18 protein-coding genes, 1 tRNA gene and 1 pseudogene are annotated in these 23,554 nt (G+C 59.7%); 5 read left to right on the plus strand and 15 right to left on the minus strand.

The annotated features are described in order from the left end of the window. Positions 1-2 precede the first annotated feature (2 nt). Both pfkB and ptsP read right to left on the minus strand, forming a co-directional pair. On the minus strand, positions 3-944 hold the full coding sequence (gene pfkB, locus AC3WQN_RS17130; RefSeq protein WP_103399677.1) for a 1-phosphofructokinase: 942 nt from the start codon (positions 942-944) through the stop codon (positions 3-5). After that, entirely contained in the window at positions 944-3,805 is a 2,862-nt protein-coding gene (gene ptsP / locus AC3WQN_RS17135) for a phosphoenolpyruvate--protein phosphotransferase (RefSeq protein ID WP_103399676.1), read from the minus strand. The genes pfkB and ptsP overlap by 1 nt, the downstream gene beginning before the upstream one ends. 307 nt (positions 3,806-4,112) lie before the next feature. On the opposite strand from ptsP, the gene cra reads away from it, so the two are divergent. Both cra and AC3WQN_RS17145 read left to right on the plus strand, forming a co-directional pair. Further along, on the plus strand, positions 4,113-5,108 hold the full coding sequence (cra, locus tag AC3WQN_RS17140; protein ID WP_103399675.1) for a catabolite repressor/activator: 996 nt from the start codon (positions 4,113-4,115) through the stop codon (positions 5,106-5,108). Between the two features lie 3 nt (positions 5,109-5,111). Next, complete coding sequence (locus AC3WQN_RS17145) at positions 5,112-5,888, plus strand: TatD family hydrolase (RefSeq protein ID WP_103399674.1); 777 nt, start codon at positions 5,112-5,114, stop codon at positions 5,886-5,888. Between the two features lie 42 nt (positions 5,889-5,930). On the opposite strand, the gene AC3WQN_RS17150 is transcribed toward AC3WQN_RS17145, so the two are convergent. The 4 genes and pseudogenes from AC3WQN_RS17150 to AC3WQN_RS17165 all read right to left on the minus strand — a co-directional run. Beyond that, positions 5,931-7,961 carry a methyl-accepting chemotaxis protein gene (locus AC3WQN_RS17150; protein ID WP_103399673.1) on the minus strand — a complete coding sequence of 677 codons (2,031 nt, stop codon included), beginning with the start codon at positions 7,959-7,961 and terminating at the stop codon, positions 5,931-5,933. A 176-nt stretch (positions 7,962-8,137) separates the two neighbouring features. Continuing rightward, complete coding sequence (gene ampE, locus AC3WQN_RS17155; protein ID WP_103399672.1) at positions 8,138-8,974, minus strand: regulatory signaling modulator protein AmpE; 837 nt, start codon at positions 8,972-8,974, stop codon at positions 8,138-8,140. Beyond that, complete coding sequence (gene ampD, locus AC3WQN_RS17160) at positions 8,971-9,531, minus strand: 1,6-anhydro-N-acetylmuramyl-L-alanine amidase AmpD (protein WP_103399671.1); 561 nt, start codon at positions 9,529-9,531, stop codon at positions 8,971-8,973. Before ampD ends, ampE begins: the two co-directional genes overlap by 4 nt. 163 nt (positions 9,532-9,694) lie before the next feature. Next, a pseudogene (locus AC3WQN_RS17165) lies at positions 9,695-10,660 on the minus strand (DUF1631 family protein); the annotation flags it as partial. 332 nt (positions 10,661-10,992) lie between these two features. On the opposite strand from AC3WQN_RS17165, the gene nadC reads away from it, so the two are divergent. Then, positions 10,993-11,841 (plus strand): carboxylating nicotinate-nucleotide diphosphorylase, encoded by an 849-nt coding sequence (gene nadC / locus AC3WQN_RS17170; RefSeq protein ID WP_103399669.1) that lies wholly within the window; start codon positions 10,993-10,995, stop codon positions 11,839-11,841. 69 nt (positions 11,842-11,910) lie between these two features. On the opposite strand, the gene AC3WQN_RS17175 is transcribed toward nadC, so the two are convergent. Then, the gene (locus AC3WQN_RS17175) at positions 11,911-12,216 is read right to left on the minus strand and encodes a DUF6388 family protein (protein WP_095081625.1); all 306 of its coding nucleotides are present in this window, start codon (positions 12,214-12,216) and stop codon (positions 11,911-11,913) included. A gap of 305 nt (positions 12,217-12,521) precedes the next feature. Between AC3WQN_RS17175 and AC3WQN_RS17180 the strand changes: the two genes are divergently transcribed. Next, on the plus strand, positions 12,522-13,049 hold the full coding sequence (locus AC3WQN_RS17180; RefSeq protein WP_103399668.1) for a hypothetical protein: 528 nt from the start codon (positions 12,522-12,524) through the stop codon (positions 13,047-13,049). A 217-nt stretch (positions 13,050-13,266) separates the two neighbouring features. Further along, positions 13,267-13,482, plus strand: coding sequence for a PLD nuclease N-terminal domain-containing protein (locus AC3WQN_RS17185; RefSeq protein ID WP_103399667.1), 216 nt, complete (start codon positions 13,267-13,269; stop codon positions 13,480-13,482). A gap of 860 nt (positions 13,483-14,342) precedes the next feature. Here AC3WQN_RS17185 and AC3WQN_RS17190 read toward each other — a convergent pair. The 8 genes from AC3WQN_RS17190 to rimP form a co-directional block, all read right to left on the minus strand. After that, positions 14,343-14,418, minus strand: a tRNA-Thr gene (locus AC3WQN_RS17190). 262 nt (positions 14,419-14,680) lie between these two features. Further along, complete coding sequence (gene pnp, locus AC3WQN_RS17195; protein ID WP_095145053.1) at positions 14,681-16,786, minus strand: polyribonucleotide nucleotidyltransferase; 2,106 nt, start codon at positions 16,784-16,786, stop codon at positions 14,681-14,683. Positions 16,787-16,982: 196 nt separating this feature from the next. Beyond that, complete coding sequence (rpsO, locus tag AC3WQN_RS17200) at positions 16,983-17,252, minus strand: 30S ribosomal protein S15 (protein ID WP_003197723.1); 270 nt, start codon at positions 17,250-17,252, stop codon at positions 16,983-16,985. Between the two features lie 158 nt (positions 17,253-17,410). Further along, positions 17,411-18,328, minus strand: a complete 918-nt coding sequence (gene truB / locus AC3WQN_RS17205; protein ID WP_103401049.1) for a tRNA pseudouridine(55) synthase TruB — start codon at positions 18,326-18,328, stop codon at positions 17,411-17,413. Between the two features lie 3 nt (positions 18,329-18,331). Continuing rightward, positions 18,332-18,733, minus strand: a complete 402-nt coding sequence (gene rbfA, locus AC3WQN_RS17210; RefSeq protein ID WP_103401048.1) for a 30S ribosome-binding factor RbfA — start codon at positions 18,731-18,733, stop codon at positions 18,332-18,334. 159 nt (positions 18,734-18,892) lie between these two features. Beyond that, positions 18,893-21,406, minus strand: coding sequence for a translation initiation factor IF-2 (infB, locus tag AC3WQN_RS17215; RefSeq protein WP_103401047.1), 2,514 nt, complete (start codon positions 21,404-21,406; stop codon positions 18,893-18,895). Positions 21,407-21,432: 26 nt separating this feature from the next. After that, entirely contained in the window at positions 21,433-22,914 is a 1,482-nt protein-coding gene (gene nusA, locus AC3WQN_RS17220) for a transcription termination factor NusA (RefSeq protein ID WP_008057419.1), read from the minus strand. Positions 22,915-22,973: 59 nt separating this feature from the next. After that, positions 22,974-23,432, minus strand: coding sequence for a ribosome maturation factor RimP (gene rimP, locus AC3WQN_RS17225; RefSeq protein WP_158248610.1), 459 nt, complete (start codon positions 23,430-23,432; stop codon positions 22,974-22,976). Positions 23,433-23,554: the final 122 nt, after the last annotated feature.

Below are 23,554 nucleotides of genomic sequence, written 5' to 3' on the forward strand. Positions count from 1 at the left end.
TCTTATTGTTCTGTCAGGGGATGAACGCGCACCCCCTGTTCGAGGCGCGCCAGCTGCGCCGCATCGCCGATGCCAAAGCCGATCTGGGTGACCGCCATGGCGGCAATCGCCGTGGCGGTGCGCAACGTCTGTTCAGGCATATCGGCACTAAGCAGGCCGTGGAGCATTCCGGCCAACAATGAGTCACCCGCCCCGACCGTACTGGCCACACGAACCGTCGGCGATGAGGCATGCATCGCCGAACCGACACTGAACCAGTTCACGCCCTCGGAACCGTGGGAAATCACCACATGCTCGATGCCTTTGGCGTGCAGGCGGCTCGCGACTTGGGCCTGGGCGGCCACTGAAAGCGTTTCGCAACCCAGCGCATCGGCCAGCTCCTGGGCATTGGGCTTGATCAACCACGGGCCGGCGGTCAGACCAACGCGCAAGGCTTCGCCACTGGTGTCGAGCGCCACTTTCAAGCCCAATTGCTTCAAACGCACAATCAAGGTCTTCAACCAGTGCGCACTGACGCCCTGGGGCAGACTGCCCGCCACCACCACCGCGTCATGTCCCGGCGCAATCTGCTCCAGACGCGCCAGCAGCGCCTGTTGCGCCACCCCACTGACCACCGGTCCCGGTCCATTGACGTCGGTGATGCGCCCATTGGCTTCGGCCAGCTTGATATTGCTGCGGGTCTCTCCCGGCACACGGATAAACCCGTCGACAAAACCACGCTCGGCGAACAACGCCTCGAACGCCTGGAGATTGTCTTCGCCAAGAAATCCACTGACGGTCAGTTGATGCCCCAGATCGGCCAGTACCTGCGCCACGTTCACCCCCTTGCCGGCAGCATGGGTGTGCATGGTTTCACTGCGGTTGACCTGGCCGGGTTCCAGGTGCGATAGCTGAACCGTGAGGTCCAGCGCCGGGTTGAGGGTCAGGGTTAGAATCTTAGCCATTACAGTGCCTCCACTAACGCGCGCACTTCCTGTGCGCTACCCACGGCCAATGCCTGTTGGGCCAGATATTTTGCCTGCTCAAGACTCAACTCGCGAACCCGCGCCTTGACCTCGCCGATACTGCGCGCCCCTACGCTCAACTCATCCACCCCCAGCCCAACCAGCACCGGTACCGCCAGCGGATCGGCCGCCAGCTCGCCACAGACCCCGACCCACTTGCCATGAGCATGGGCGGCCCGCACGGTGATGTCGATCAGTTGCAGGACCGCCGGGTGTAACCCATCAGCCTGCGCCGATAGCGTCGGGTGACCCCGGTCGATGGCCAGGGTGTATTGAGTCAGGTCGTTGGTGCCAATGCTGAAGAAGTCGACTTCCCTGGCCAGCACCGGCGCCAGCAATGCAGCCGACGGCACTTCGACCATGATCCCCAGTTGCAGGTCGGCCACCGGGATTTCCAGACGCAGGCGTTCGGTCATGTCCCGCGCCTGGCGCCATTCGTCCAGGCTACCGACCATTGGAAACATGATTCGTAGCGGGCGGTTGCCAGCAGCGCGCAGCAAGGCGCGCAACTGCGCTTGCATGATGTGCGGGCGCTGCAGCGTCAGGCGAATGCCGCGCACACCCAGGAACGGGTTTTCTTCCTTGGCAATCGGCCAATATGGCAGCGGCTTGTCACCGCCGACATCGAGGGTGCGCACCACCAGCGGCCGCCCGGCCAGGCCATCGAGCACCCGACGATACTCGGTTTCCTGCGTGGCTTCGTCCGGCGCTTGCGGGTGCGCCATGAAAATCAGTTCGGTGCGCAGCAATCCAATGCCTTCGGCGCCCTGCTCCACCGCACTGAGCACGCCCGCGCTTTCACCGATGTTGGCGAACACCTCCACCGGATGACCGTCGAGGGTGAGCGCAGGTTGATGACGTTGTTCAGCGGCGACCTTGAGCCGTTGCTCGCGGCTGTCGCGTTCTTCAATCGCGCGCTGCAGGGTCGCGGCGTCGGCATCGACATGCAGTCGGCCGCGCTGGCCATCCAGCAGCAACGGGGTGCCCGGCGCCAGTAACAACACTGCCGCGCCCGCGCCGACCAACGCCGGGATACCCAGCGCCCGGGCGACGATAGCACTGTGGGCGGTGGCGCCGCCCCGTGCGGTGAGAATGCCGGCGACCCGGGCTGGATCCAGCCGCGCCACATCGGACGGCCCCACTTCATCCATCACCAGAATGTACGGTTGCGCAGGCTCGCTTGGGGTTTCAATGCCGCACAACTGCGCCAGCACCCGGCGGCCGATATCGCGCAAATCTGCCGCGCGTTCGGCGAGCAAGGCGTCGTGCAAGGACTCCTGTTGCCTGGCTGCCGCGTCGATCACCGCCATCCAGGCCGCTTGCGCACTCTCCCCCTGTTTGAGACGGGTATCGACTTCGTCCGCCAACTCCGGGTCGTCGAGCATTTCCTGGTGAGTGATGAAAATCTCACGAATGGCCTTGGCCTGGCTGCGCTGGATCAGCCCTTCGATGTCGCGGCGCACCTCGGCCAGCGCCGCTTTCAGCCGCTCGCGCTCGATCGCGGAGGACTCGCCACGCAACGGGTAATCAATGGCTTGCTGAACCTGTATATGGGCCGGGCCAATGGCAATCCCCGGCGCGGCGGCAATGGCCTGAACCAGGCTGCCCGGGCTCGGCGCGACGATCTCCATGGCGTCTTCAGCAATCACCGCTGGTTGAACGGTCGCGGCCGGCAAGGGTTCAATGTCTTCCCCCAGCCCCTCTTCAATGGCCGCCAACAAGGCGGGCAAGGCGTCGGCGGCGATGCTTGGCTCGGCGATCAGCTCCAGCACCTGCCCACGACGGGCACCCAGGCTCAGCAGTTTGCTCAGGCTTTTCATCGATACCGCACTGTCCTGGCCATCGACGATCCGCACGCGAATCTCGCCTTCAAAGCGCTTGGCCAGTTGGGCAAGGATTTTCGCTGGCCGCGCATGCAAACCGTGGGCGTTGGCCAGCGCGATGCGAGCGCTGGGCCAATCGGCCGGCAACTCACCACCGAGCACCTCCAGGACTGCGCGACGGCTGGTGGCCCGTCCCAGTTCATGGCCGCGCCCTTCAATCAACAGGGCGCACAACCGCTCAAGCAATGCCTGGTGCGCTTCGCCCAGGCTGGCCAGGCAGAACAACCCGCTCAGTGGCTGGCCAAGGTAACGGATCGGTTTGTCCGGCGTCACGAACGCCAGGCCCGGACGCTTGACCGTTTGCTCGCTGTGCAGCCACCACAAGCCATCGCCCAGGGGCAGCGCTTCAACCTGCTGCAGGACGGCCGCAAAACCGTTGCCCACACAATCGGCCTGACGCAACAACCGCGCGCCCCGCCAGACCAGCTCCTCGAAATCTTCGGCGCAGACCCCCAGGCCGATCATCTGGGCATCCAGCGCCAGTTCCTGCGGGGCGCTTTGCAACAGTTTGAGCAAGGCCTCGGCAGAACCGGCTCGACGCAAGGCCTGGCCCAGATCGGTTTCACCCAAGGCGCGAGTCAGCAGTTGCAGCAGGTGTAAATGTTCGTCGGACTTGGCCGCGATGCCGATCGCCAGGTAAACCATCTGGCCGTCGCCCCAGTCCACCCCGTCAGGGAACTGCAACAGACGCACACCCGTGGTGTGCACCAGATCACGGGTTGCCGGGGTGCCATGGGGAATGGCAATGCCTTGACCGAGAAAGGTCGAGCCCTGGGCTTCACGTGCCTGCAACCCGCCAAGGTAACCCTCGGCCACCAGACCGTCGGCGACCAGGCTGTCAGCCAGCACACGCAATGCAGCGGCTTTATCCACAGCCGACTGGCCCATGGATATCTGCTCTATAGTGAGCTCGAGCATGCTTTCTCCTTTTGGGTACGGGGGCCGCACCAGGTATTGTTTTGAATAAATAAGCTTAGGCTTTAATCCGCGCACTCTCTTTCAGGGCATCCTTTGGCGGTTTCACGGCAGTCATGACCAAAGGCGCCAATGGAGAAGAAAATACGCCTGCTGAAACGTTTAATCTAGATGAATTGGCACGTTACTCGATAATCGCTCATGCTTGAAGTCCAACCGGTCGGATGCTTGCGACATTGGTCGCCTGCCGTAATCGGGTAGGATTGGCCACAATGTCGGGGCAAGCTCGAACAAACAAGGAATTCCCGGGTTGAAACTCAGTGATATTGCCCAGCTGGCCGGTGTGTCCGTGACCACCGCCAGCTATGTCATCAATGGCAAGGCCGAACAGCAGCGCATCAGCAACGCCACGGTCGAGCGCGTCCGCGCGGTGGTCGAGCAGCACGGCTTCACGCCTAATCCTCAAGCCGCCGGGTTGCGCAGTCGGCACACCCGCACCCTGGGCTTTATCCTGCCGGATCTGGAAAACCCCAGTTACGCACGGATTGCCAAGTTGCTGGAGCAAGGTGCCCGGGCGCATGGCTATCAGTTGCTGATCGCCAGCTCCGACGACGCCCCGGACAGCGAGCGGCAATTGCTGGCGCTGTTTCGCGCCCGGCGCTGCGATGCGCTGATCGTTGCCAGCTGCCTGCCAGCCGGCGATGACAGCTATCGCCAGTTGCAAGCCAAGGGCTTGCCGATCATTGCCATCGACCGGGTCATGGAGCCTGAGCATTTCTGCTCGGTGATCAGCGATGACCGCGAAGCCAGCCTGCAGCTCACACGAAGTCTGTTACAACCGGCCCCCAGGCAGATCGCCCTGATTGGCGCGCGGCCTGAACTGAGCATCAGCCAGGAACGTGCCGCCGGTTTCAAACAGGCCCTGGTCGAGTTCGAGGGCCAGGTGCTGATCGAACACGGCGAGTCTTTCAGTCGCGACTGCGGTCGGCAACTGATGGAAGAACTGCTGCAACGCCTGGGTCACTTGCCGGATGCGCTGGTGACCACTTCCTATGTGCTGCTGCAAGGCGTGTTCGATGCCTTGCACGACTTCCCGTTGAAAACCCGTCCGCTGCGCTTGGGCACCTTTGGTGATACCCAGTTGCTGGACTTCCTGCCGCTACCCGTCAACGCCATGGCCCAGCAGCATCGTCTGATCGCCGAAAAGGCCCTGCAACTGGCCCTCGCCGCCATCGAGCAAGACCACTACCAACCCGGCGTACAGGCCATCGCGCGGACGTTCAAGCAGCGCATTCACCAGGACTGAACCGTGGAGCTGATCGACAGCCACACCCATCTGGATTTTCCGGATTTCGACGCGGACCGTCAGGCATTGCTGGCCAAAAGCCGCGCCCTGGGGGTCAAGCGGATGGTGGTGCTGGGGGTTTATCAGCGCAATTGGCAGCGGGTCTGGGACCTGGTGCAAAGCGATGCGCACCTGTATGCCGCATTCGGCCTGCACCCGGTGTATCTCGACGAACACCGCCCCGCCGACCTCACGGAACTGGCCGGCTGGCTGACCCGCCTGGCCGGCCATCGGCAGTTATGCGCGGTGGGTGAATTCGGTCTGGATTACTTCCTGGAGACCCTGGATCGCGAGCGCCAGCAAACCTTGTTTGAAGCACAGTTACAGCTGGCCGCCGACTTCCAGCTACCCGCCCTGCTGCACGTTCGGCGCAGCCACGCGGCGGTCATTGCCACCTTGAAGCGTTTCAAGCTCAAACGTGCCGGGATCATTCACGCCTTTGCCGGCAGCCGCGAGGAAGCCCGCGAGTACATCAAGCTCGGGTTCAAGCTGGGATTGGGTGGGGCGCCGACCTGGCCACAAGCGCTGCGCCTGCACAAAGTGATCGCCGACTTGCCGCTGGAGTCGGTGGTACTGGAAACCGACTCACCGGACATGGCCCCCGCCATGTACCCCAACCAACGCAACAGCCCAGCCCACCTGCCGGCGATTTGCTCGGCCCTGGCACCGATCATGGCCATCAGCCCGGAACAACTGGCGGCCGCCAGCACGGCCAACGCCTGCGAAGTGTTCAACTGGTAATCAACCGCAGCGGCCCTGTGCAAACGACCGTCGTGGCGGCCGTCAGACCCGAAAGGCGCTGATCAAGTGCTTCAACTGCACGACCTGGGCTGACAGGGCGCGACTGGCGTCTTCGGTCTGGTGCGCGCCTTCGGCGGTGCGCTCACCAGCGCGATTGATCTCGACAATGTTTTGGTCGATATCGTGCGCCACGGCGGTCTGCTGCTCGACGGCGGCCGCAATCTGCTGGTTCTGGTCGACGATCATGCCCACCGCGCCGAGGATGTTTTCCAGGGCCTGCTGGACCTTCTCCGATTGCCCGACGGTGCCACTGGCCATCTGATGACTGACACCCATGGCCTTCACCGCGGCCCCCACGCCAGCGTGCAGCCTGGCGATCATCTGTTCGATTTCTTCGGTCGATTGCTGGGTGCGTTTGGCCAGGGTGCGGACTTCATCGGCCACCACCGCGAAACCACGTCCCTGCTCGCCCGCCCGGGCCGCCTCGATGGCGGCATTGAGCGCCAACAGGTTGGTCTGTTCGGCAATACTCTTGATCACTTCCAGCACGCGACTGATGGACTGGCTGTCGCTGGCCAGTTGATTGATCACCAGCACCGACGCGTCGATCTCGCTGGCCAGTTGAGCAATGCTGCCTTGCTGCGACTCGACCAGCCCGCGCCCGCTGATGGTTTCGTCGTTCACGCTATGGGCGCTGCTCACCGCGGCGGCGGCACTGCGCGCCACTTCCTGGGAGGTGGCCGACATCTGGTTCATCGCCGTGGCAACCTGCTCGATCTGCGTGCGCTGACCGGCCACCGCCTGATTGCTCTGGGCTGACACCGTTTGCACCTGGCCGGCCTGACGTTCGACCTCATTGACGGTCTTGCCGACCCGTTCGATCAGGTCATGAATCTTGGCCACCGTGCCGTTGAACACGTTACCCAGCTCACCCAGTTCATCTCGGCTATGGGCGGTGAAGGTCACAGTCATGTCTCCGGCCGCCACTTTGTCCATGACCCCGCCCAGGCGTTTGAGCGTGGTACGGGTGGAGGCATAGAAGCCGCCGTAGAGATAGAAAATCAGCACGAACACCACACTGAGCGCCACCGCTTGCAGCACCATGTGCGTACGGTTCTGCTCCAGGCGTTGCTGCAATTGGACCGCGAGAAACTTCAACGTCGCGTCGTTCAACTGGTAGGTCTGCGCCATCAGACCGGTGACCTGGTCGTAAAACCCCTGCCAAGGTGCATCGAGGGTGTCGGCCATCACCACTTGCTCTTCGAACAGCTCGCTAGCCTGCTTGAGCGTGGCCTGGCTGGCATTGGCCGCCGGTTCCAGCACCTCGCGCGCGGCTTTGCTGGCACCCAGCGCATCCTGCAGTTTGAGTGCATATTCAGCCTGCAGCTTTTCCATCTGCGCCAACAGTTCATCAAAGCGGGTGGACGACGCGGAGTTCAGAAAGCCCTGCCCCAACGAGAACGCGCCCATTGCCCGGCCATCACCGAGGATTTGTGTGATTCGTGGGGTGACGTTGGTGAGCAACTCACTCAACTGACGGATGTCACCCTGGTTGTCCCGGCTCAGGCCGGACTGACTGGTGATGATCTGGCCGAAAATCTGCGCATTGCCGAGCAGCTTGCCAATCATCGCGCTTTTGCTCTGCAGGGACTTTTCCGCCTGCTGAGCCTTGAACGCCGCGATCATTTCATCGCGCTTGGCATCGAACACGCTGACCTGTTCCGGGTCGCTGGTCATTGCGCTCAGCGCTTGCAGGCGCTCCAGCACGCTCTGCTCAAGGGCGCTGATCTTCGATTCGATATCCCCCGCTTTGCCGGACTGGCCGAGAGTGGTGTTGATCTGCACCAGATTGTTCAGGGTTTCCAGGTCGCGCCGCAGGGTCAGGCTGCTGCCCAGCAGGTCGAGGCTTTGCAATTCAACCCGTGTCCCCTGGAACTCACGATATGAATCGCGCACCAGATAGAAGTTGGTTACCAGCATGGGTAGCAGGAACAGCACGCTGATCAGGCTGAACTTCATGCCGAAGCTCAGGCGATTCATCAGTGCAATGGCGGGATAGAGCAAGCTCTTCACTGGAAGTCTCCCTTGGAATTCTTATTGTTATTGGCAGGCACGCAGAGACGGCAGATAGCCACCATGGCGCGCTACTGCTGTATAACTTAAATCGGCGGAAGGTTTTGTAACTTAAGGTTAACGGCAGGATGCTGTGCAGGCCTGTAGCAACTGGCGGCTACAGGCCCACGGCGTCTTCAGAGCAGGACAGTCCAAAGGGCAAAACCGGCATACCAGACCACCGCCGCCCGCAGCATCAGCTCCCAGAGCTGATCCAGACTATTGAGGCCGTCAGGTCCGGTCACCGGCGGTGGAATTTCTCCCGCCACCATGCCGGCTTTCTCGATCAACTGCGCGGCGCTGATGTTCCAGTTCAGCAGTTCATGGAGCATGACCCGGCTGACAGCGACAAAATTACCCACCAAGGCGAAACTTGCCGCCAGCAAGCGTACGGGCAACCAGTCAAAGGCGTGCCGCAGTTGCGCAGCACGCTCCACCAGTGCCGGGCTCTTGCCGTGCTCCGCGGCCAGGGCCAGCAAGCGATAACTCAGGGCCGCCACCGGACCGAGCAGGAAATACCAGAAAATCACCGCGAAAAAGCCCTGATACGCCTCCCACACCAGATAGCCTTGCACCCGTTGCAGCAATTGCTCACCGCTGTCTGCGCACACATCCAGATCGCGCTGGGCGACATGGGCGGCCGCTTGCAGGTCTTCCCGGCGCCAGGCATCACGAAACGGTCCAAGACCACCGAGCAAGTCACCCCGCCCCAGGCTGTAGATCACCACCAGCAAGTGCACCGGCAAGGCCAGCAACCCATAGGCCACCGGCTCCAGTGCCAGTAGCAGCAGGCCAAGCACGGTCACCGGCAACAGCACCAGCAGCGCCAACACCGCCCATGGCCGGTCAGTCATCCGCGAGGTGCTTTCCAGCCGGGTCAGTTCACGCAACCACCCACCGTCACGCTGCACCCGGTGACGCAGCGCCGAGAACTTCTCGATCCAGACTGCCAGCAGTAACACCAGAAAACTCATTGTCCTTCCCCTTTTTCCAACGCCGCGCGATAGCGTGCCCAGTCGAACGCCGGCCCTGGGTCAGTCTTGCGTCCTGGGGCGATGTCACTATGCCCCTGAATACGTTCAGTGGTGATTGCCGTAAAAGCGGCCTGCAACTGGCTAGTGAGCGCCGTCAGCGCTCGATACTGGGTATCGGTGAACGGCAGATCATCGGTGCCTTCCAGTTCGATGCCCAGCGAAAAATCATTACAGCTTTCGCGTCCCTGGAAGCTGGAAACACCGGCATGCCAGGCTCGCTCAAGACAAGAGACAAACTGCGTGATCGTGCCGTCACGCTCGATCAGAAAGTGCGCCGATACGCGCAGGTCGGCGATCCCTGCAAAATAGGGATGTTCGGTGACATCCAGACGGTTCTGAAAAAACTCCTGCACCTTGCCCGTGGCGAACTGCGCCGGGGGCAGACTGATGTTGTGAATCACCAGCAAGGAAATTTCGCCCGAGGGGCGCGCATTGAAGTTGGGGGACGGGCAGTGACGCATCCCGTCAAACCAGCCACTCGCGAGGTCCAGCTGCATACAGATTCCTTCAACAACGGCTTTGACAGGCTTCAGTATGCCGTGATCGCCCCCAATGTTGCGATCACTTGCCACGATTGAGTCGGTGTAACTGGCCAATGACCGACTCCAGGGCCTGATCGAACAACACGCTGTCATCCTCGGCCAGGTACAGGGAGGGGGACTCAAGCGGGTTGCTCCGATCCAAATCGTTCCGGGCGTACGGTGTCGGTTCGTACTGCTGCAAGTGCGAGCGCAAACGCAGCAGGTCGCGCGTCGAGAGGGGTTGCGGCCGGGTACGGGATTCGAGCTCCGGCGCGACACTGCCACGCAGGTGACACAACAGGTGCTGCAAGGCCACGAAGACCTCCTGCACAGGTTCGTCGACCTGAGGGCTGTCTGTTGCACAGGGCTCGACACAGCTGTAGATCAATGAAGGCTCCTCCACAGGGCGCGCCGCAACGGCGTTGAGCTCCGGTAGCACGCCAGTGGCGATCAACAACTGGTTGGCGTGCGCGTAGATCTGGGCGGCTTCGCTCAGCACGTAGCGCTCGAACAAGGTGAGGATGATCAGCTTGACCCGGGTCTCTACCCCCAGGTTGCGCCCGGCCCGCAAGAAAAACTCGCACAGCATCGTCGGCCCCAGCGGGTTATGAGCGTCTTCCAGTGGTTTGCCCAGCAGCGTGCTCAGGCGCAGGGTCAACTGGCCCAGAGCCAGGCCATCGCGATTGAGTGCCCTGGAGACCATGGCGTGCAGCGCCACCTGCCGCTCATGGTCGTCCTGCCGCTCGATCAGGTCGGCAGTCATGGTCAGCGGCAAGCTGGCATGTGCCGGAGCGTACTGGATCAGTCCGCCGAAGGCCTCAAAAAAGCACTCAAGGAAGCCGCGCTCGATATTCTTGCGTTTGAGGCGCAAGTCGCGCATGGCTTCAAAGAAGGTGTTTTGCTCCGAGTTGTCCCGGGCCCGGTCAGCCATTTCAAACAAGGTATCGTCGGCGTTATCGAACAGCACCTGCAAACCCTGGCGCAATTGCTGTGCGGCCTTGTCGCGAATCTGAAGCGCAATCACCGGCAGGTGGGCGAGCGGCGATGGACTCGCCTGATCGGTAGTGCCCTTGTGCAAAGGCACCACATTCCCGTCGTTGTGCATCCAAGCCTCCTGAAAGGGGTAACGCTGCGGTCCGGTATCAACCGTGAACCCCATGGCAAACGCTCGCACCCCGTACACAGCGGTACGCGTAACGCACACCATCAGGTTTCGATGTTCGGGAGGGAGCCGGACTCGTCAAGGCTATGACGTCAATCTCAAGGCGCGATTATCTGGCAAAAGTCTCCCCGAGTGCCAGCGGACTCTGCTCGCGCCCTTGAAATAGCGCCTGGGTCAAGCAAATGCGCAGGGAGTACACCCTCAAGGCATTTGCTGCCTTGGGTTCGCTCCCGGCATGGCCCTATAATCGGGTCACTTTGTTTGTGGAGCCCGTTATGCCGAATCTACGCCTCGCCGATTTGACCGCCGAAATCGAAGCCAACGTGCGCCGTGCGTTGCTGGAAGACATCGGCAGCGGCGACATCACCGCACAACTGATCCCGGCCGAACGCCTGGCCAAAGCCACCATCATTACCCGTGACGCCGCCGTCATCAGCGGTACTGCCTGGGTTGACGCGGTGTTCCGCCAGTTGGACCCACGCGTGGCCGTGCACTGGCAAGTGCGCGACGGTGAGCGCGTGAGCCCCGATCAGATCCTGTTTCACCTCGAAGGCCCGGCCCGCTCGCTACTGACAGGCGAGCGCAGCGCGCTGAACTTCCTGCAATTGCTCTCAGGGGTAGCCACCCGCGCGCAGTACCTGGCCGACTTCGTCGCCGACACCCAGGTCAAGCTGCTGGACACCCGCAAGACCCTGCCTGGGCTGCGCCTGGCGCAAAAGTATGCGGTGACCTGCGGTAGCTGCCACAACCACCGTATCGGCCTGTATGACGCCTTCCTGATCAAGGAAAACCACATCGCCGCCTCTGGTGGCATCGCGCAGGCCATCGCGGCCGCGCACAAGATCGCCCCGGGCAAGCCGGTGGAAGTTGAAGTGGAAAGTCTGTCGGAGCTCAAAGAGGCGCTGGCGGCGGGCGCCGACATCATCATGCTCGATGAACTGAGCCTGGACGACATGCGCGAAGCCGTCCGCCTGAACGCCGGCAAGGCGAAGCTGGAGGCCAGCGGCGGTGTCAACGAAAGCACCTTGCGGCCAATCGCCGAAACGGGCGTGGACTACATCTCGATTGGTGCGATGACCAAGGACGTGAAGGCTGTGGACCTGTCGATGCGCCTCAGTCTCTGAGGTACATCGACAAGCGGTAAGCTACAAGCGGCTCTGCCTTGCCTTGTAGCTTGCCGCTTGAAGTTGCCCTCAAACCACCAGATTGTTCATCTCGCAGTATTCTTCCCATTCGACACCCAGCACTTCAGCCGCTTCCTTGTGCAATGCAAGGCGCGTCGCTTCGTACTCTTCTGGCGTCGAGGTGTACTTGAGCGTCAGCTCCCACGGCTGCAAGCCCTGGGCTTCGGCTTCATCCTCGAACGCCCACTGGATCTGGTCTTTCTGATCATCGGGACTCAGGTCCTTGATCTCGTCCATCAGTTCTGGCGCATCAAGCATGTACTTCCTGAGGGCTTCTGCGTGCCTGTCTTGCTGGGTCATTTCTTTCACGGTCATGGCGTTCTCGCTGATCTGGGGAATGGAAGATGGATCTGGATCATCAAGGATCTCTCTGACGCAGAAAAACCGCTTCAAGCCTGGTTTATCTGGCCTTCAGAACCATTCGGGATCATCTGAAAACTGCTGGGCGATGCTCATGCAGACATCAAATATAGGATGTTTGACCGACGATTTACACGGCTCTTTGCATCTATTCCATAAAAAGCCGTGCACATCAGGTGCAGCAACCTTCGGGAACATAAATCCGCCTCCCAGGTCATAGCGATATGCCATATCGGCACTTCACAAGGAGCTCCACAGTGATGCGCGGTTTCCCGAAGCTTTCGTCCGCCCTGCTGCTCGGCACCCTGACATTGGCCAGCACTACCCACGCCGCGATTGAAGTCTCCTCTGGCCCGGCGTCTTACGACGACAAAATCCCTGCCATCCACAGCTCATTCGATAAGGACACGCTGGTCAGAAGCAACGTCAGCATCACTGATCTGGAGAACCTGCAGAAAACCGTGAAGGCCAATGTCGACGAACTGGAAACCCAGAAGCGCACAATCAGCGACCAGGCCCGCCAGATTGAAGAGCTCAAGCGCAGCAACGGTTCCAGCTCGAGCGCCAGCAACAGCGACATTGCCGACCTCAAGCGTACCGTCAAGGAACAGGAGCGCGATCTGGACACTCTCGCCAGGCAGGTGGAAGACCTCAAGCGCAACAGCGGCTCAAGCGCCAACTCGAACAACAGCGAAATTTCGAACCTCAAGCAACAGGTCAACGATCAGGATCGCACGATCGATCAACTCAAGCGGATCGTCGAGGAATTGAGCCAGAAGGTGAAATAAGGGAAGTGATGCCGAGTCTTCCTGTGCCAGTTCAACGCGTGCCACCGCTAGAATCTGGTCACAGACTCACGCCGCTTTCGGCGTCCGCTGTGCTACCGGTATCCCGGTTGAATCCACAGGTGGATGCGGACATCGACAGGCATCATGACCGAAAGTCGCTGGTGCGCCTTGGATCAGCGAAGTATTTTGCTTATCATCAGTAACAATCCAATTACATATGAGTATTTCCTTGGGCTCTATCTTGTTCGACCTTATCGCCTTCGTCATTTTTGCCCTGGATATCTGGGCGATCTTCAATGTGGTGAAAAGTAATGCAGATACCCTGAAGAAAGTTCTCTGGGTGGCACTGGTTGCATTTCTCCCAGTACTCGGCCTGATCATCTGGGCTCTGACCGGCCCACGCGGCAACATTCGTCACCCCTCATCCAACTGAGGCACAGCGCACGAGCTTAGCGTGATTGATCTGGAGCCGAACACCGAAGTATCCAACGGCCCAGACCAGGCCTGACTGACGTCGGGCCTCGGATTGCCTGTACCACCATCCGCTGAAACCCTCCCGAGATGAGAACCCCACTGACTTCGAGCAGTATGTGTGCATGGCAACAATTCCACGCCATGACTATGGGTAGACCTGACATATAAGCGAATGAGTCGTTTGCAAAAACGCACCATGAGTGACCGTTGTAACGGCAGTTCCTGATCAGGAACCACGGTAACGCCCTGGAAGATTACCTTTGCGCCCGTTGATCTCAGTCTGGTCGCGATCAGATCGAGATTCCTTTCGTACCCATCCAGCAGAACCGCGATTACCCCTCGACAGACATAGTGGCAGGGGGTGTCGTTTTGAGGCATGCCCCCCCCCTGGGGGCGTACCCCTTGTAGTGGGTCAAGGCGAAGTGGCGGAGCCTCACTTTGAGCCGGACGGTTTAAACGTGGGCTATGGCCAGCCCCCAAAACCTTGGGTTGGCAAGGAAAGCCTGGGAAACCATAGACAACAAAAAGCCCGCACCAGGCGCAATACTGTTCAGTTAAGGAAAGGGGGCTCAATACATCCCCCGTGGCGAGCGAGCTTGCTCGCGCTGGGCTGCACAGCAGCCCCAAAACTATCGCCGAGTTCGTTCTGAAAGGCCGCAGTCGCTTTGTTGGGGGCGCTTCACGCCCCAGCGCGAGCAAGCTCGCTCGCCACGGGCGCTTTTACTCGCTTTAAGCGCTTCTTAACTGAACAGCATTACGCACCAGGCGGTGCTTTTTGTGGGATTTCGGGTGGTTTTAAAACCACCTGAAATTATTTAATGGTGCCCGAGACAGGAATTGAACCTGCGACCTTCGCGTTACGAGTGCGCTGCTCTACCGACTGAGCTACACGGGCGGTGGGCTAAACCTAGCACCGCTTTTGAGGTCCGGCAACCTGTGGCGAGGGAGCATGCTCGCGCCGGGTTGCGAAGCAACCCCCAAGGCGCCCGAGCAGGTCCGCTGCGATTGACGACTTACGACTGCTGCGCCCGAACGCGGACCGGCCGGCGGGAGCAAGCTCCCTCGCCACGGTACTTTCCTGCAGACAAAAAAATGCCCCGCGGCGTACACCGCGGGGCATTTTTTACAGCGTTGAAGCAGTCAGCCTAGGGGAGTGATTAAACGCCCGAAGCCTTGGCTGCTGCCACGTCTTTGATGGACAGCTTGATACGGCCGCGGTTGTCCACGTCCAGTACCAGCACTTCCACTTCCTGGCCTTCTTTCAGGATGTCGGTCACTTTCTCTACGCGAGCGTCGCTCAGCATCGAGATGTGAACCAGACCGTCCTTGCCAGGCAGGATGTTGACGAATGCGCCGAAGTCGACGATGCGCTCAACCTTGCCGACGTAGATCTTGCCGATCTCGGCTTCAGCGGTGATACCCAGAACGCGCTGGCGTGCCGCTTCAGCCGCTTCCTTGGTTTCGCCGAAGATCTTGATCGAACCGTCGTCTTCGATATCGATCGAAGCCTTGGTTTCTTCACAGATCGCACGAATGGTCGCGCCACCTTTACCGATGACATCACGGATTTTGTCGGTGTCGATCTTCATCGCGATCATGGTCGGAGCATTTTCCGACAGCTCGGTACGCGACTGGCCAATGATCTGGTTCATCTGGCCGAGGATGTTCAGGCGCGCTTCCAGGGCTTGGCCCAGAGCGATCTCCATGATTTCTTCGGTGATGCCCTTGATCTTGATGTCCATCTGCAGCGCGGTCACACCTTTGGCGGTACCGGCTACTTTGAAGTCCATGTCGCCCAGGTGGTCTTCGTCACCCAGGATGTCGGTCAGGACGGCGAATTTCTCGCCTTCTTTAACCAGACCCATGGCGATACCGGCAACCGGTGCCTTCATCGGAACGCCGGCATCCATCAGGGCCAGGGAAGCGCCGCAGACCGAAGCCATGGAGCTCGAACCGTTGGACTCGGTGATTTCCGATACGACGCGGATGGTGTACGGGAACACGTCGGCAGCCGGCAGCATGGCCTGAACCGAACGACGGGCCAGACGGCCGTGACCGATTTCGCGACGACCAGCGCCACCCATGCGACCACACTCACCTACCGAGAACGGAGGGAAGTTGTAGTGCAGCATGAACGGGTCTTTTTTCTCGCCTTCCAGGGTGTCCAGCAGTTGTGCGTCACGGGCAGTACCCAGAGTCGCGACTACCAGGGCCTGGGTTTCGCCACGGGTGAACAGCGCCGAACCGTGGGTCTTCGGCAGAACACCGACTTCGATGTTCAGCGGACGTACGGTGCGGGTATCGCGACCGTCGATACGTGGCTTGCCGTTTACGATGTTTTCGCGAACGGTGCGGTATTCGATTTCACCGAAAGCCGCTTTGACTTCGCTGGAAGAAGGCTGGCCTTCTTCACCGGACAGCTTGGCAACTACCTGGTCTTTCAGTTCGCCCAGGCGAGCGTAACGGTCGGCCTTGATGGTGATGGTGTAAGCCTGGGAGATCGCTTCGCCGAACTCGGCACGGATAGCGCCCAGCAGTTCGGTGGCTTCAGCCTGGGGAGCCCAGGTCCAGGTTGGCTTGGCAGCTTCGGCAGCCAGCTCTTTAACCGCGTTGATCACAACCTGGAACTCGTCGTGAGCAAACAGTACCGCGCCCAGCATCTGGTCTTCGGTCAGCTCTTTGGCTTCCGATTCAACCATCAATACCGCTTCCGAAGTACCGGCAACGACCATGTCCAGGCTCGAAGCTTTCAGTTGTTCGTAAGTCGGGTTCAGCAGGTAGCCGGTGCTTTCGTGGAACGCAACGCGGGCAGCGCCGATCGGGCCATCGAAAGGAATGCCGGAGATGGCCAGGGCAGCCGAGGTACCGATCATCGCAGCGATGTCCGGATCGGTCTTCTTGCTGGTGGAAACGACGGTGCAGACAACCTGCACTTCGTTCATGAAGCCTTCTGGGAACAGCGGACGGATCGGACGATCGATCAGTCGGGAAGTCAGGGTTTCTTTCTCGGAAGGACGGCCTTCGCGCTTGAAGAAACCGCCAGGGATCTTACCGGCAGCGTAGGTTTTTTCCTGGTAGTGAACAGACAGAGGGAAGAAGCCCTTGCCTGGATCGGCTTGCTTGGCACCAACCACGGTCACCAATACGCTGACGTCGTCGTCAACGGTGACCAATACTGCGCCGGAGGCCTGACGGGCGATACGGCCAGTCTCGAGGGTAACGGTCGACTGACCGAACTGGAATTTTTTGATTACCGGGTTCACGGTGTCCTACCTTCTTTGTGGCTCTTGGGGAACTGGTTTTCTTGCGAAATTCTTGGGCAATGTCGGGAATCGGCCCGGCGTGTATTGTCCAGGTAAAACTACTGTCCAGATAAAACTTGAGGCTGGGAGCCTGCCCTGCGCCAGCGGGAAACCCACTGACGCACGACAGACAACCAACCTCTAGCGCAATCGCTAATTAGCGACGCAGACCCAGGCGAGCGATCAGAGCGCTGTAACGGCTCACGTCCTTGCCTTTCAGGTAGTCCAGCAGCTTACGACGCTGGTTTACCATGCGGATCAGACCACGACGGGAGTGGTGATCTTTACCGTTGGCCTTGAAGTGACCTTGCAGTTTGTTGATGTTGTGGGTCAGCAGTGCAACTTGCACTTCTGGCGAACCAGTGTCACCAACAGCTTGCTGGTAGTCAGCTACGATTTGGGCTTTTTCTTGAACGTCGAGAGCCATGAGGCAATCCTTTTATCAGGAAACTGTTTCAGAAAAACAGCTTCAACAGGCCAGGGACAAATCCCTGTATCTAAAAATGAGTAGTGACCGTGCCTGTTAACAGCCACCCTCGCCAGCCTGCGTAAAAGCTGCTGCGCTTTTACGCAGACTGGTTTCGGTCATTCTGACCGAATCAGTCGACGTGGCGCAATGCGCCCGTCTTCGCTCACTTCACCGATACCGATGAAGCGACCATTGTGATCCTGTACCCGTACCATGCCGAACTTCGGAGCATCCGGAGCGCGCACCGGCTGGCCATTGAGCCAGTAGAACGAGCTGTGCTCCGAGAATTGCAGCAGCGGCCAATCCAGCAGGCCACTGTCCGATGGCATCAGGAAGCGATCGACTGCTTCGTTGCCGCCTTCGGCATGTACCGCTTCCAACTCTTCCAGCGTGACCGTCTGGGCCAGGCTGAACGGACCGGCCTGGGTACGTCGCAGTTCTGCCACGTAAGCGCCACAACCGAGCTGTTCACCGATATCTTCCACCAGGGTACGGATATAGGTGCCTTTGCTGCAATCTACGGCAAAGCGCGCAGTGTCGCCTTCAAAGGCCAGCAATTCCAAGCGCGCTATAGTAACAGAACGCGGTTCGCGCTCCACCACTTCACCTGCACGTGCCAGCTTGTACAGTGGCTGCCCATCACGCTTGAGCGCTGAGTACATCGGCGGTATCTGACTGATTTGCCCACGAAATTTTGGCAAGACCGCTTCGATATCGGCGCGACCAACGGTCACGGGGCGCTCCAGCAAAACATCACCCTCGGCGTCTGCCGTGGTGGTGGTCTTGCCCAATTGCGCCAAGGTTTCATACGCCTTGTCGGAATCGAGCAGGTATTGCGAGAACTTGGTGGCCTCACCGAAGCACAACGGCAACACACCGGTGGCCAGCGGGTCGAGACTGCCAGTGTGACCGGCCTTCTCGGCATTGAGCAGCCAGCGAACCTTCTGCAAGGCCGCGTTGGAAGTGAATCCCAGTGGCTTGTCGAGCAGGATGATGCCGCTGACGTTACGACGGATACGTTTGACCTGAGCCACCGATTACTCCTTGGCGTCCTGGGCTTCGACCGCGACCGGGTGCTGATTGTCTTCAGCCACCGCGCGCTCGATCAATGCCGACAGGTGCGCGCCACGCACGACGCTTTCGTCGTAGTGGAAGTGCAACTGTGGAACGCTGCGCAGTTTCATCTCGCGAGCCAACTGCATACGCAGGAAACCGGCGGCGGAATTGAGCACCTTGATGCTCTGGGCGATATCTTCGGCGCTGTCCTGCCCCATCACGGTGATGAAGATCTTGGCGTGACCGACGTCACGGCTGACTTCAACAGCGGTAATGGTGACCAGGCCGACGCGCGGGTCTTTGACTTCACGACGGATCAGTTGTGCCAGCTCGCGCTGCATCTGATCGCCGATACGTTGGGTACGGCTGTATTCTTTTGCCATGTCTTGTTACCTGTTACTGCCTCACGGTGAAACCCGTGTGGTCTGAAAGCGGCAAACGCCCGGCCTGACAGAAGCCAGACCGGGCGTTGCGTTTAGAGTCCGGGCGATGCGCCGTGCATTTGCATGCGGCTGCCCATCACGGCTCTTGAAGTGCGCGAGTTAGAGGCTGCGAGCAACCTGAACTTTCTCGAAGACTTCGATCTTGTCACCGACCTTGACGTCGTTGTAGCTCTTCACGCCGATACCGCATTCCATGCCGGCACGTACTTCGGAAGCGTCATCCTTGAAGCGGCGCAGGGATTCCAGCTCGCCTTCGAAGATAACGATGTCTTCACGCAGTACACGGATTGGACGGTTACGGTGCACAACACCTTCGATAACCATGCAACCGGCGATCGCGCCAAACTTCGGCGAACGGAACACGTCGCGGACTTCAGCAATACCCAGGATGTTCTCCCGGACGTCACTGCCAAGCATGCCGGTCAGGGCTTTCTTGACGTCTTCGATGATGTCGTAGATCACGTTGTAGTAACGCATATCCAGACCTTCCTGCTCGACGATCTTGCGAGCGCCAGCATCGGCACGCACGTTGAAGCCGAACAGTACAGCGTTGGAGGCCAGTGCCAGGTTGGCGTCGGACTCGGTGATACCACCGACACCGCCACCCACGACACGCACTTGCACTTCGTCGTTACCCAGGCCGTTCAAGGCACCGTTCAACGCTTCCAGCGAACCACGAACGTCAGATTTGAGGACGATGTTAAGCGTCTTCTTCTCTTCCTGGCCCATGTTTTCGAAGATGTTTTCCAGCTTGCCTGCGTGAGCACGAGCCAGTTTGACTTCACGGAACTTGCCTTGACGGAACAGAGCCACTTCACGGGCTTTCTTCTCGTCGGCAACCACGCTCATCTCGTCGCCAGCGTCCGGGGTACCGTCCAGGCCGAGGATCTCGACAGGGATGGAAGGACCGGCTTCCTTGATTGGCTTGCCGTTCTCGTCGAGCATGGCGCGAACGCGGCCATAGTTCGAACCGACCAGGACCATGTCGCCTTGGCGCAGGGTACCGTCTTGAACCAGAACGGTTGCAACCGGGCCACGACCTTTGTCGAGACGCGATTCAACCACGACGCCACGGCCAGGAGCCGAAGGAGTCGCTTTCAATTCCAGAACTTCAGCCTGCAACAGAACAGCTTCGAGCAGTTCGTCCACGCCAGTACCGACTTTCGCCGAAACCGATACGAACGGGGTGTCGCCGCCCCACTCTTCCGAGGTCACGCCGTGAACCGACAGTTCGCTACGGATGCGATCGAGATCGGCGCCCGGCTTGTCGATCTTGTTCACTGCAACAACCAGTGGAACACCGGCCGCTACTGCGTGCTGGACAGCTTCAATGGTCTGCGGCATCACGCCGTCGTCCGCTGCAACTACCAGGATCACGATGTCGGTCGCCTTGGCACCACGGGCACGCATGGCGGTAAACGCGGCGTGACCAGGGGTGTCGAGGAAGGTGACCATGCCGCGTTCGGTTTCAACGTGGTAGGCACCGATGTGCTGGGTGATACCGCCGGCTTCGCCAGCCGCTACCTTGGCACGACGGATGTAGTCGAGCAGCGAGGTCTTACCATGGTCAACGTGGCCCATTACGGTCACGACTGGCGCACGGGAGAAAGCCTCACCTTCAAACTTCAGGGACTCGGCCAGGGAATCTTCCAGGGCGGTGTCGCTGACCAGGGTCACTTTGTGGCCCAGCTCTTCAGCTACCAGTTGGGCAGTTTCCTGGTCCAGTACCTGGTTGATGGTCGCTGGAGTACCCAGTTTGAACATGAACTTGATGATTTCAGCAGCCTTCACCGACATCTGTTGAGCGAGATCGCCAACAGTGATGGTTTCGCCGATCTTCACTTCACGCACGACAGGGCCGGTTGGGCTCTGGAAACCGTGAGCGTTGCGTTTCTTCAGCTTGGCCTTGCCGCGACCACCACGACGGAAGCCATCGCTTTCTTCGTCGGTAGTACGTGGCGCAACGCGTGGCGCAGGCGCCTTTTCCTTGACCGAAGCACGATGCGGAGCGTTTTTGCGCTCGCCATCGCCACTGCCACGACGATTGCTATCGTCGGCGCGTGGTTTGTCCGGACGGCGCGGTTCGTCACGCTTGCGAGCGTCAGCGGCAGGTGCTGCGGCAACCGGTGCTTCACGCACTGGCTCGACAGCTGCAACCGGGGCCGCAACCGCGCCCGAAGGAGCAGATTGCGCAGCAGCAGGCTGGCGACGCGCTTCTTCTTCGGCGCGACGCTTGGCTTCTTCTTCAGCCTTCTGACGTGCAGCATTTTCTACTGCGCGACGTTCTTCCAGTTCGCGTTTGCGCTCGGCTTCGATTTCTTCCGGGCTGCGCTGTACGAAGACTTTCTTCTTGCGTACTTCAACGCTGATGCTTTTGCTGCCAGCAACACGCAGGGTGCTGGTGGTTTTACGCTGCAACGTGATCTTGCGCGGTTCTTCCACTTTCGCCTTGTGGCTGCTTTTCAAGTGAGTCAGCAAAGACTGCTTCTCACTGTCGGTCACATGTTCCTCGGCGGCGGTGTGCGGCAGACCTGCCTCACGCATCTGCTGCAGCAGGCGCTCTACCGGTGTTTTGACCTCATCGGCCAGTTGTTTCACCGTGACTTGCGTCATGCATTTCTCTCCTCAGGCCGCGCCTATTACTCGAACCAATGGGCTCGGGCGGCCATGATCAACTTGCCGGCACGATCATCGTCAATGCCGTCGATGTCGAGCAGGTCGTCAATAGACTGCTCGGCCAGGTCTTCGCGGGTAATTACGCCGCGCACCGCCAGTTCCATCGCCAAATCCTTGTCCATACCCTCAAGCGAGAGCAGGTCTTCGGCCGGATGGGCGTCTGCCAGCTTTTCCTCAGTAGCGATGGCTTTAGTCAACAAGCGATCCTTGGCCCGAGCGCGAAGCTCGTTGACGGTGTCTTCGTCAAAGCCGTCGATGTTGAGCATTTCTTCCAACGGTACGTAGGCAATCTCTTCCAGGCTGGTGAAGCCTTCATCTACCAGCACCTGTGCCAGGTCTTCGTCGACTTCCAGCTCGTCGATGAAGTTGCGCAGGATGTCGCCGGTTTCTGCTTGCTGCTTAGCCTGGATGTCCGATTCGGTCATCACGTTCAGGGTCCAGCCAGTCAACTGGCTAGCCAGACGCACGTTCTGACCACCGCGACCGATGGCCTGAGCCAGATTGTCTGCGCCAACGGCGATGTCCATTGCATGGGCATCTTCGTCAACGATAATTGCCGCAACCTCGGCCGGTGACATGGCGTTGATTACGAACTGCGCCGGGTTGTCGTCCCACAGGACGATATCCACACGCTCACCGCCCAGTTCACCGGACACAGCCTGGACACGCGAACCGCGCATACCAATGCAAGCGCCCTGCGGGTCGATGCGTTTATCTTTCGAGCGGACCGCGATCTTGGCGCGCGAACCCGGATCCCGGGAAGCGGCCATGACTTCGATCAGGCCTTCAGCGATTTCCGGCACTTCAATGCGGAACAACTCGATCAGCATTTCCGGCGCGGTACGCGACAGGATCAGCTGCGGGCCGCGGTTTTCAGTGCGGATTTCCTTGAGCAGTGCACGCAAGCGCACACCGACCCGGAAGGTTTCGCGAGAAATGATGTCTTCACGAGCCAGCAACGCTTCAGCATTGTTGCCCAGATCGACGATCACGTTGTCGCGGGTCACTTTCTTCACGGTGCCGGAGATGATCTCTCCCAGGCGCTCGCGGTAAGCGTCGACAACCTGAGCGCGTTCGGCTTCGCGAACCTTCTGCACGATGACTTGCTTGGCAGTCTGTGCAGCGATGCGACCGAATTCGATGGACTCGATTTTCTCTTCGACAACGTCACCGACCTTGGCGCCAGGATGCGTTTCAGCAACCTTGCTTGGCCAGGTTTCGATGGCCGGATCGTCCAGGTCTGCTTCTTCGACGACCGTCCAGCGACGGAAAGTCTCATAAGCACCGGTGTGGCGATTGATTTCCACACGCAGATCGACTTCGTCCTCGAAACGCTTTTTGGTAGCCGTGGCCAGAGCCAGCTCCAGCGCTTCAAAAATTACGTTTGCCGGTACGCCCTTTTCATTGGATACCGACTCAACAACCAGCAGTACTTCTTTGCTCATCGTACGCCTCGCCTTTCGCAAGCCATTGGATCCGCGGGATCCGCAGTTTCTGGCACGTCTCAGTCAAAACTGGGAATAATGTTGGCCTTGTCGATCATATCGATCGGCAACAGGAACTCATGGTCATCAACCTGCACCACGACGTCCTGTTCTTCTACACCGCGCAGAAGGCCCTGAAAGTTGCGTCGACCTTCAAAAGGCGAGCGCAGCTTGATCTTCACTTGTTCACCGGCAAATTTTGCAAACTGCTCAATAGTGAACAGCGGGCGTTCCATGCCAGGCGAGGAAACTTCAAGGGTGTATTCAACGGCGATCGGATCTTCAACATCCAGCACACCGCTGATCTGACGGCTGACGATGGCACAATCGTCCACCAGCACGCCGCCCTCTTTATCGATATAAACGCGCAACATTGAGTGGCGACCTTGAGCCGAAAACTCAATACCCCAGCATTCATAGCCTAGGGCCACGACCACCGGGGCCAGCAAGGCCTGCAACTGTTCTAGCTTGCTCGACACCTGAACCCCCTCGTGCATGTATGTGCATGCTTTGCAAAATAAAAAAATGGGCGAATCGCCCATCCCTGAAACGCCATCGAATAACGGCGTTATAAAGTGTCCAGCTAACAAAAAGCCCCTGA

Source organism: Pseudomonas sp. FW300-N1A1 (assembly GCF_058789115.1).

Bases quoted from the DNA above. Each gene is read 5' to 3' on its own strand.
- pfkB (WP_103399677.1), bottom strand. From the start codon at position 944: ATGGCTAAGATTCTAACCCTGACCCTCAACCCGGCGCTGGACCTCACG.
- ptsP (WP_103399676.1), bottom strand. From the start codon at position 3,805: ATGCTCGAGCTCACTATAGAGCAGATATCCATGGGCCAGTCGGCTGTG.
- ampE (WP_103399672.1), bottom strand. From the start codon at position 8,974: ATGAGTTTTCTGGTGTTACTGCTGGCAGTCTGGATCGAGAAGTTCTCG.
- ampD (WP_103399671.1), bottom strand. From the start codon at position 9,531: ATGCAGCTGGACCTCGCGAGTGGCTGGTTTGACGGGATGCGTCACTGC.
- nadC (WP_103399669.1), top strand. From the start codon at position 10,993: ATGCCGAATCTACGCCTCGCCGATTTGACCGCCGAAATCGAAGCCAAC.
- AC3WQN_RS17175 (WP_095081625.1), bottom strand. From the start codon at position 12,216: ATGACCGTGAAAGAAATGACCCAGCAAGACAGGCACGCAGAAGCCCTC.
- AC3WQN_RS17180 (WP_103399668.1), top strand. From the start codon at position 12,522: ATGCGCGGTTTCCCGAAGCTTTCGTCCGCCCTGCTGCTCGGCACCCTG.
- AC3WQN_RS17185 (WP_103399667.1), top strand. From the start codon at position 13,267: ATGAGTATTTCCTTGGGCTCTATCTTGTTCGACCTTATCGCCTTCGTC.
- rpsO (WP_003197723.1), bottom strand. From the start codon at position 17,252: ATGGCTCTCGACGTTCAAGAAAAAGCCCAAATCGTAGCTGACTACCAG.
- rbfA (WP_103401048.1), bottom strand. From the start codon at position 18,733: ATGGCAAAAGAATACAGCCGTACCCAACGTATCGGCGATCAGATGCAG.
- infB (WP_103401047.1), bottom strand. From the start codon at position 21,406: ATGACGCAAGTCACGGTGAAACAACTGGCCGATGAGGTCAAAACACCG.
- nusA (WP_008057419.1), bottom strand. From the start codon at position 22,914: ATGAGCAAAGAAGTACTGCTGGTTGTTGAGTCGGTATCCAATGAAAAG.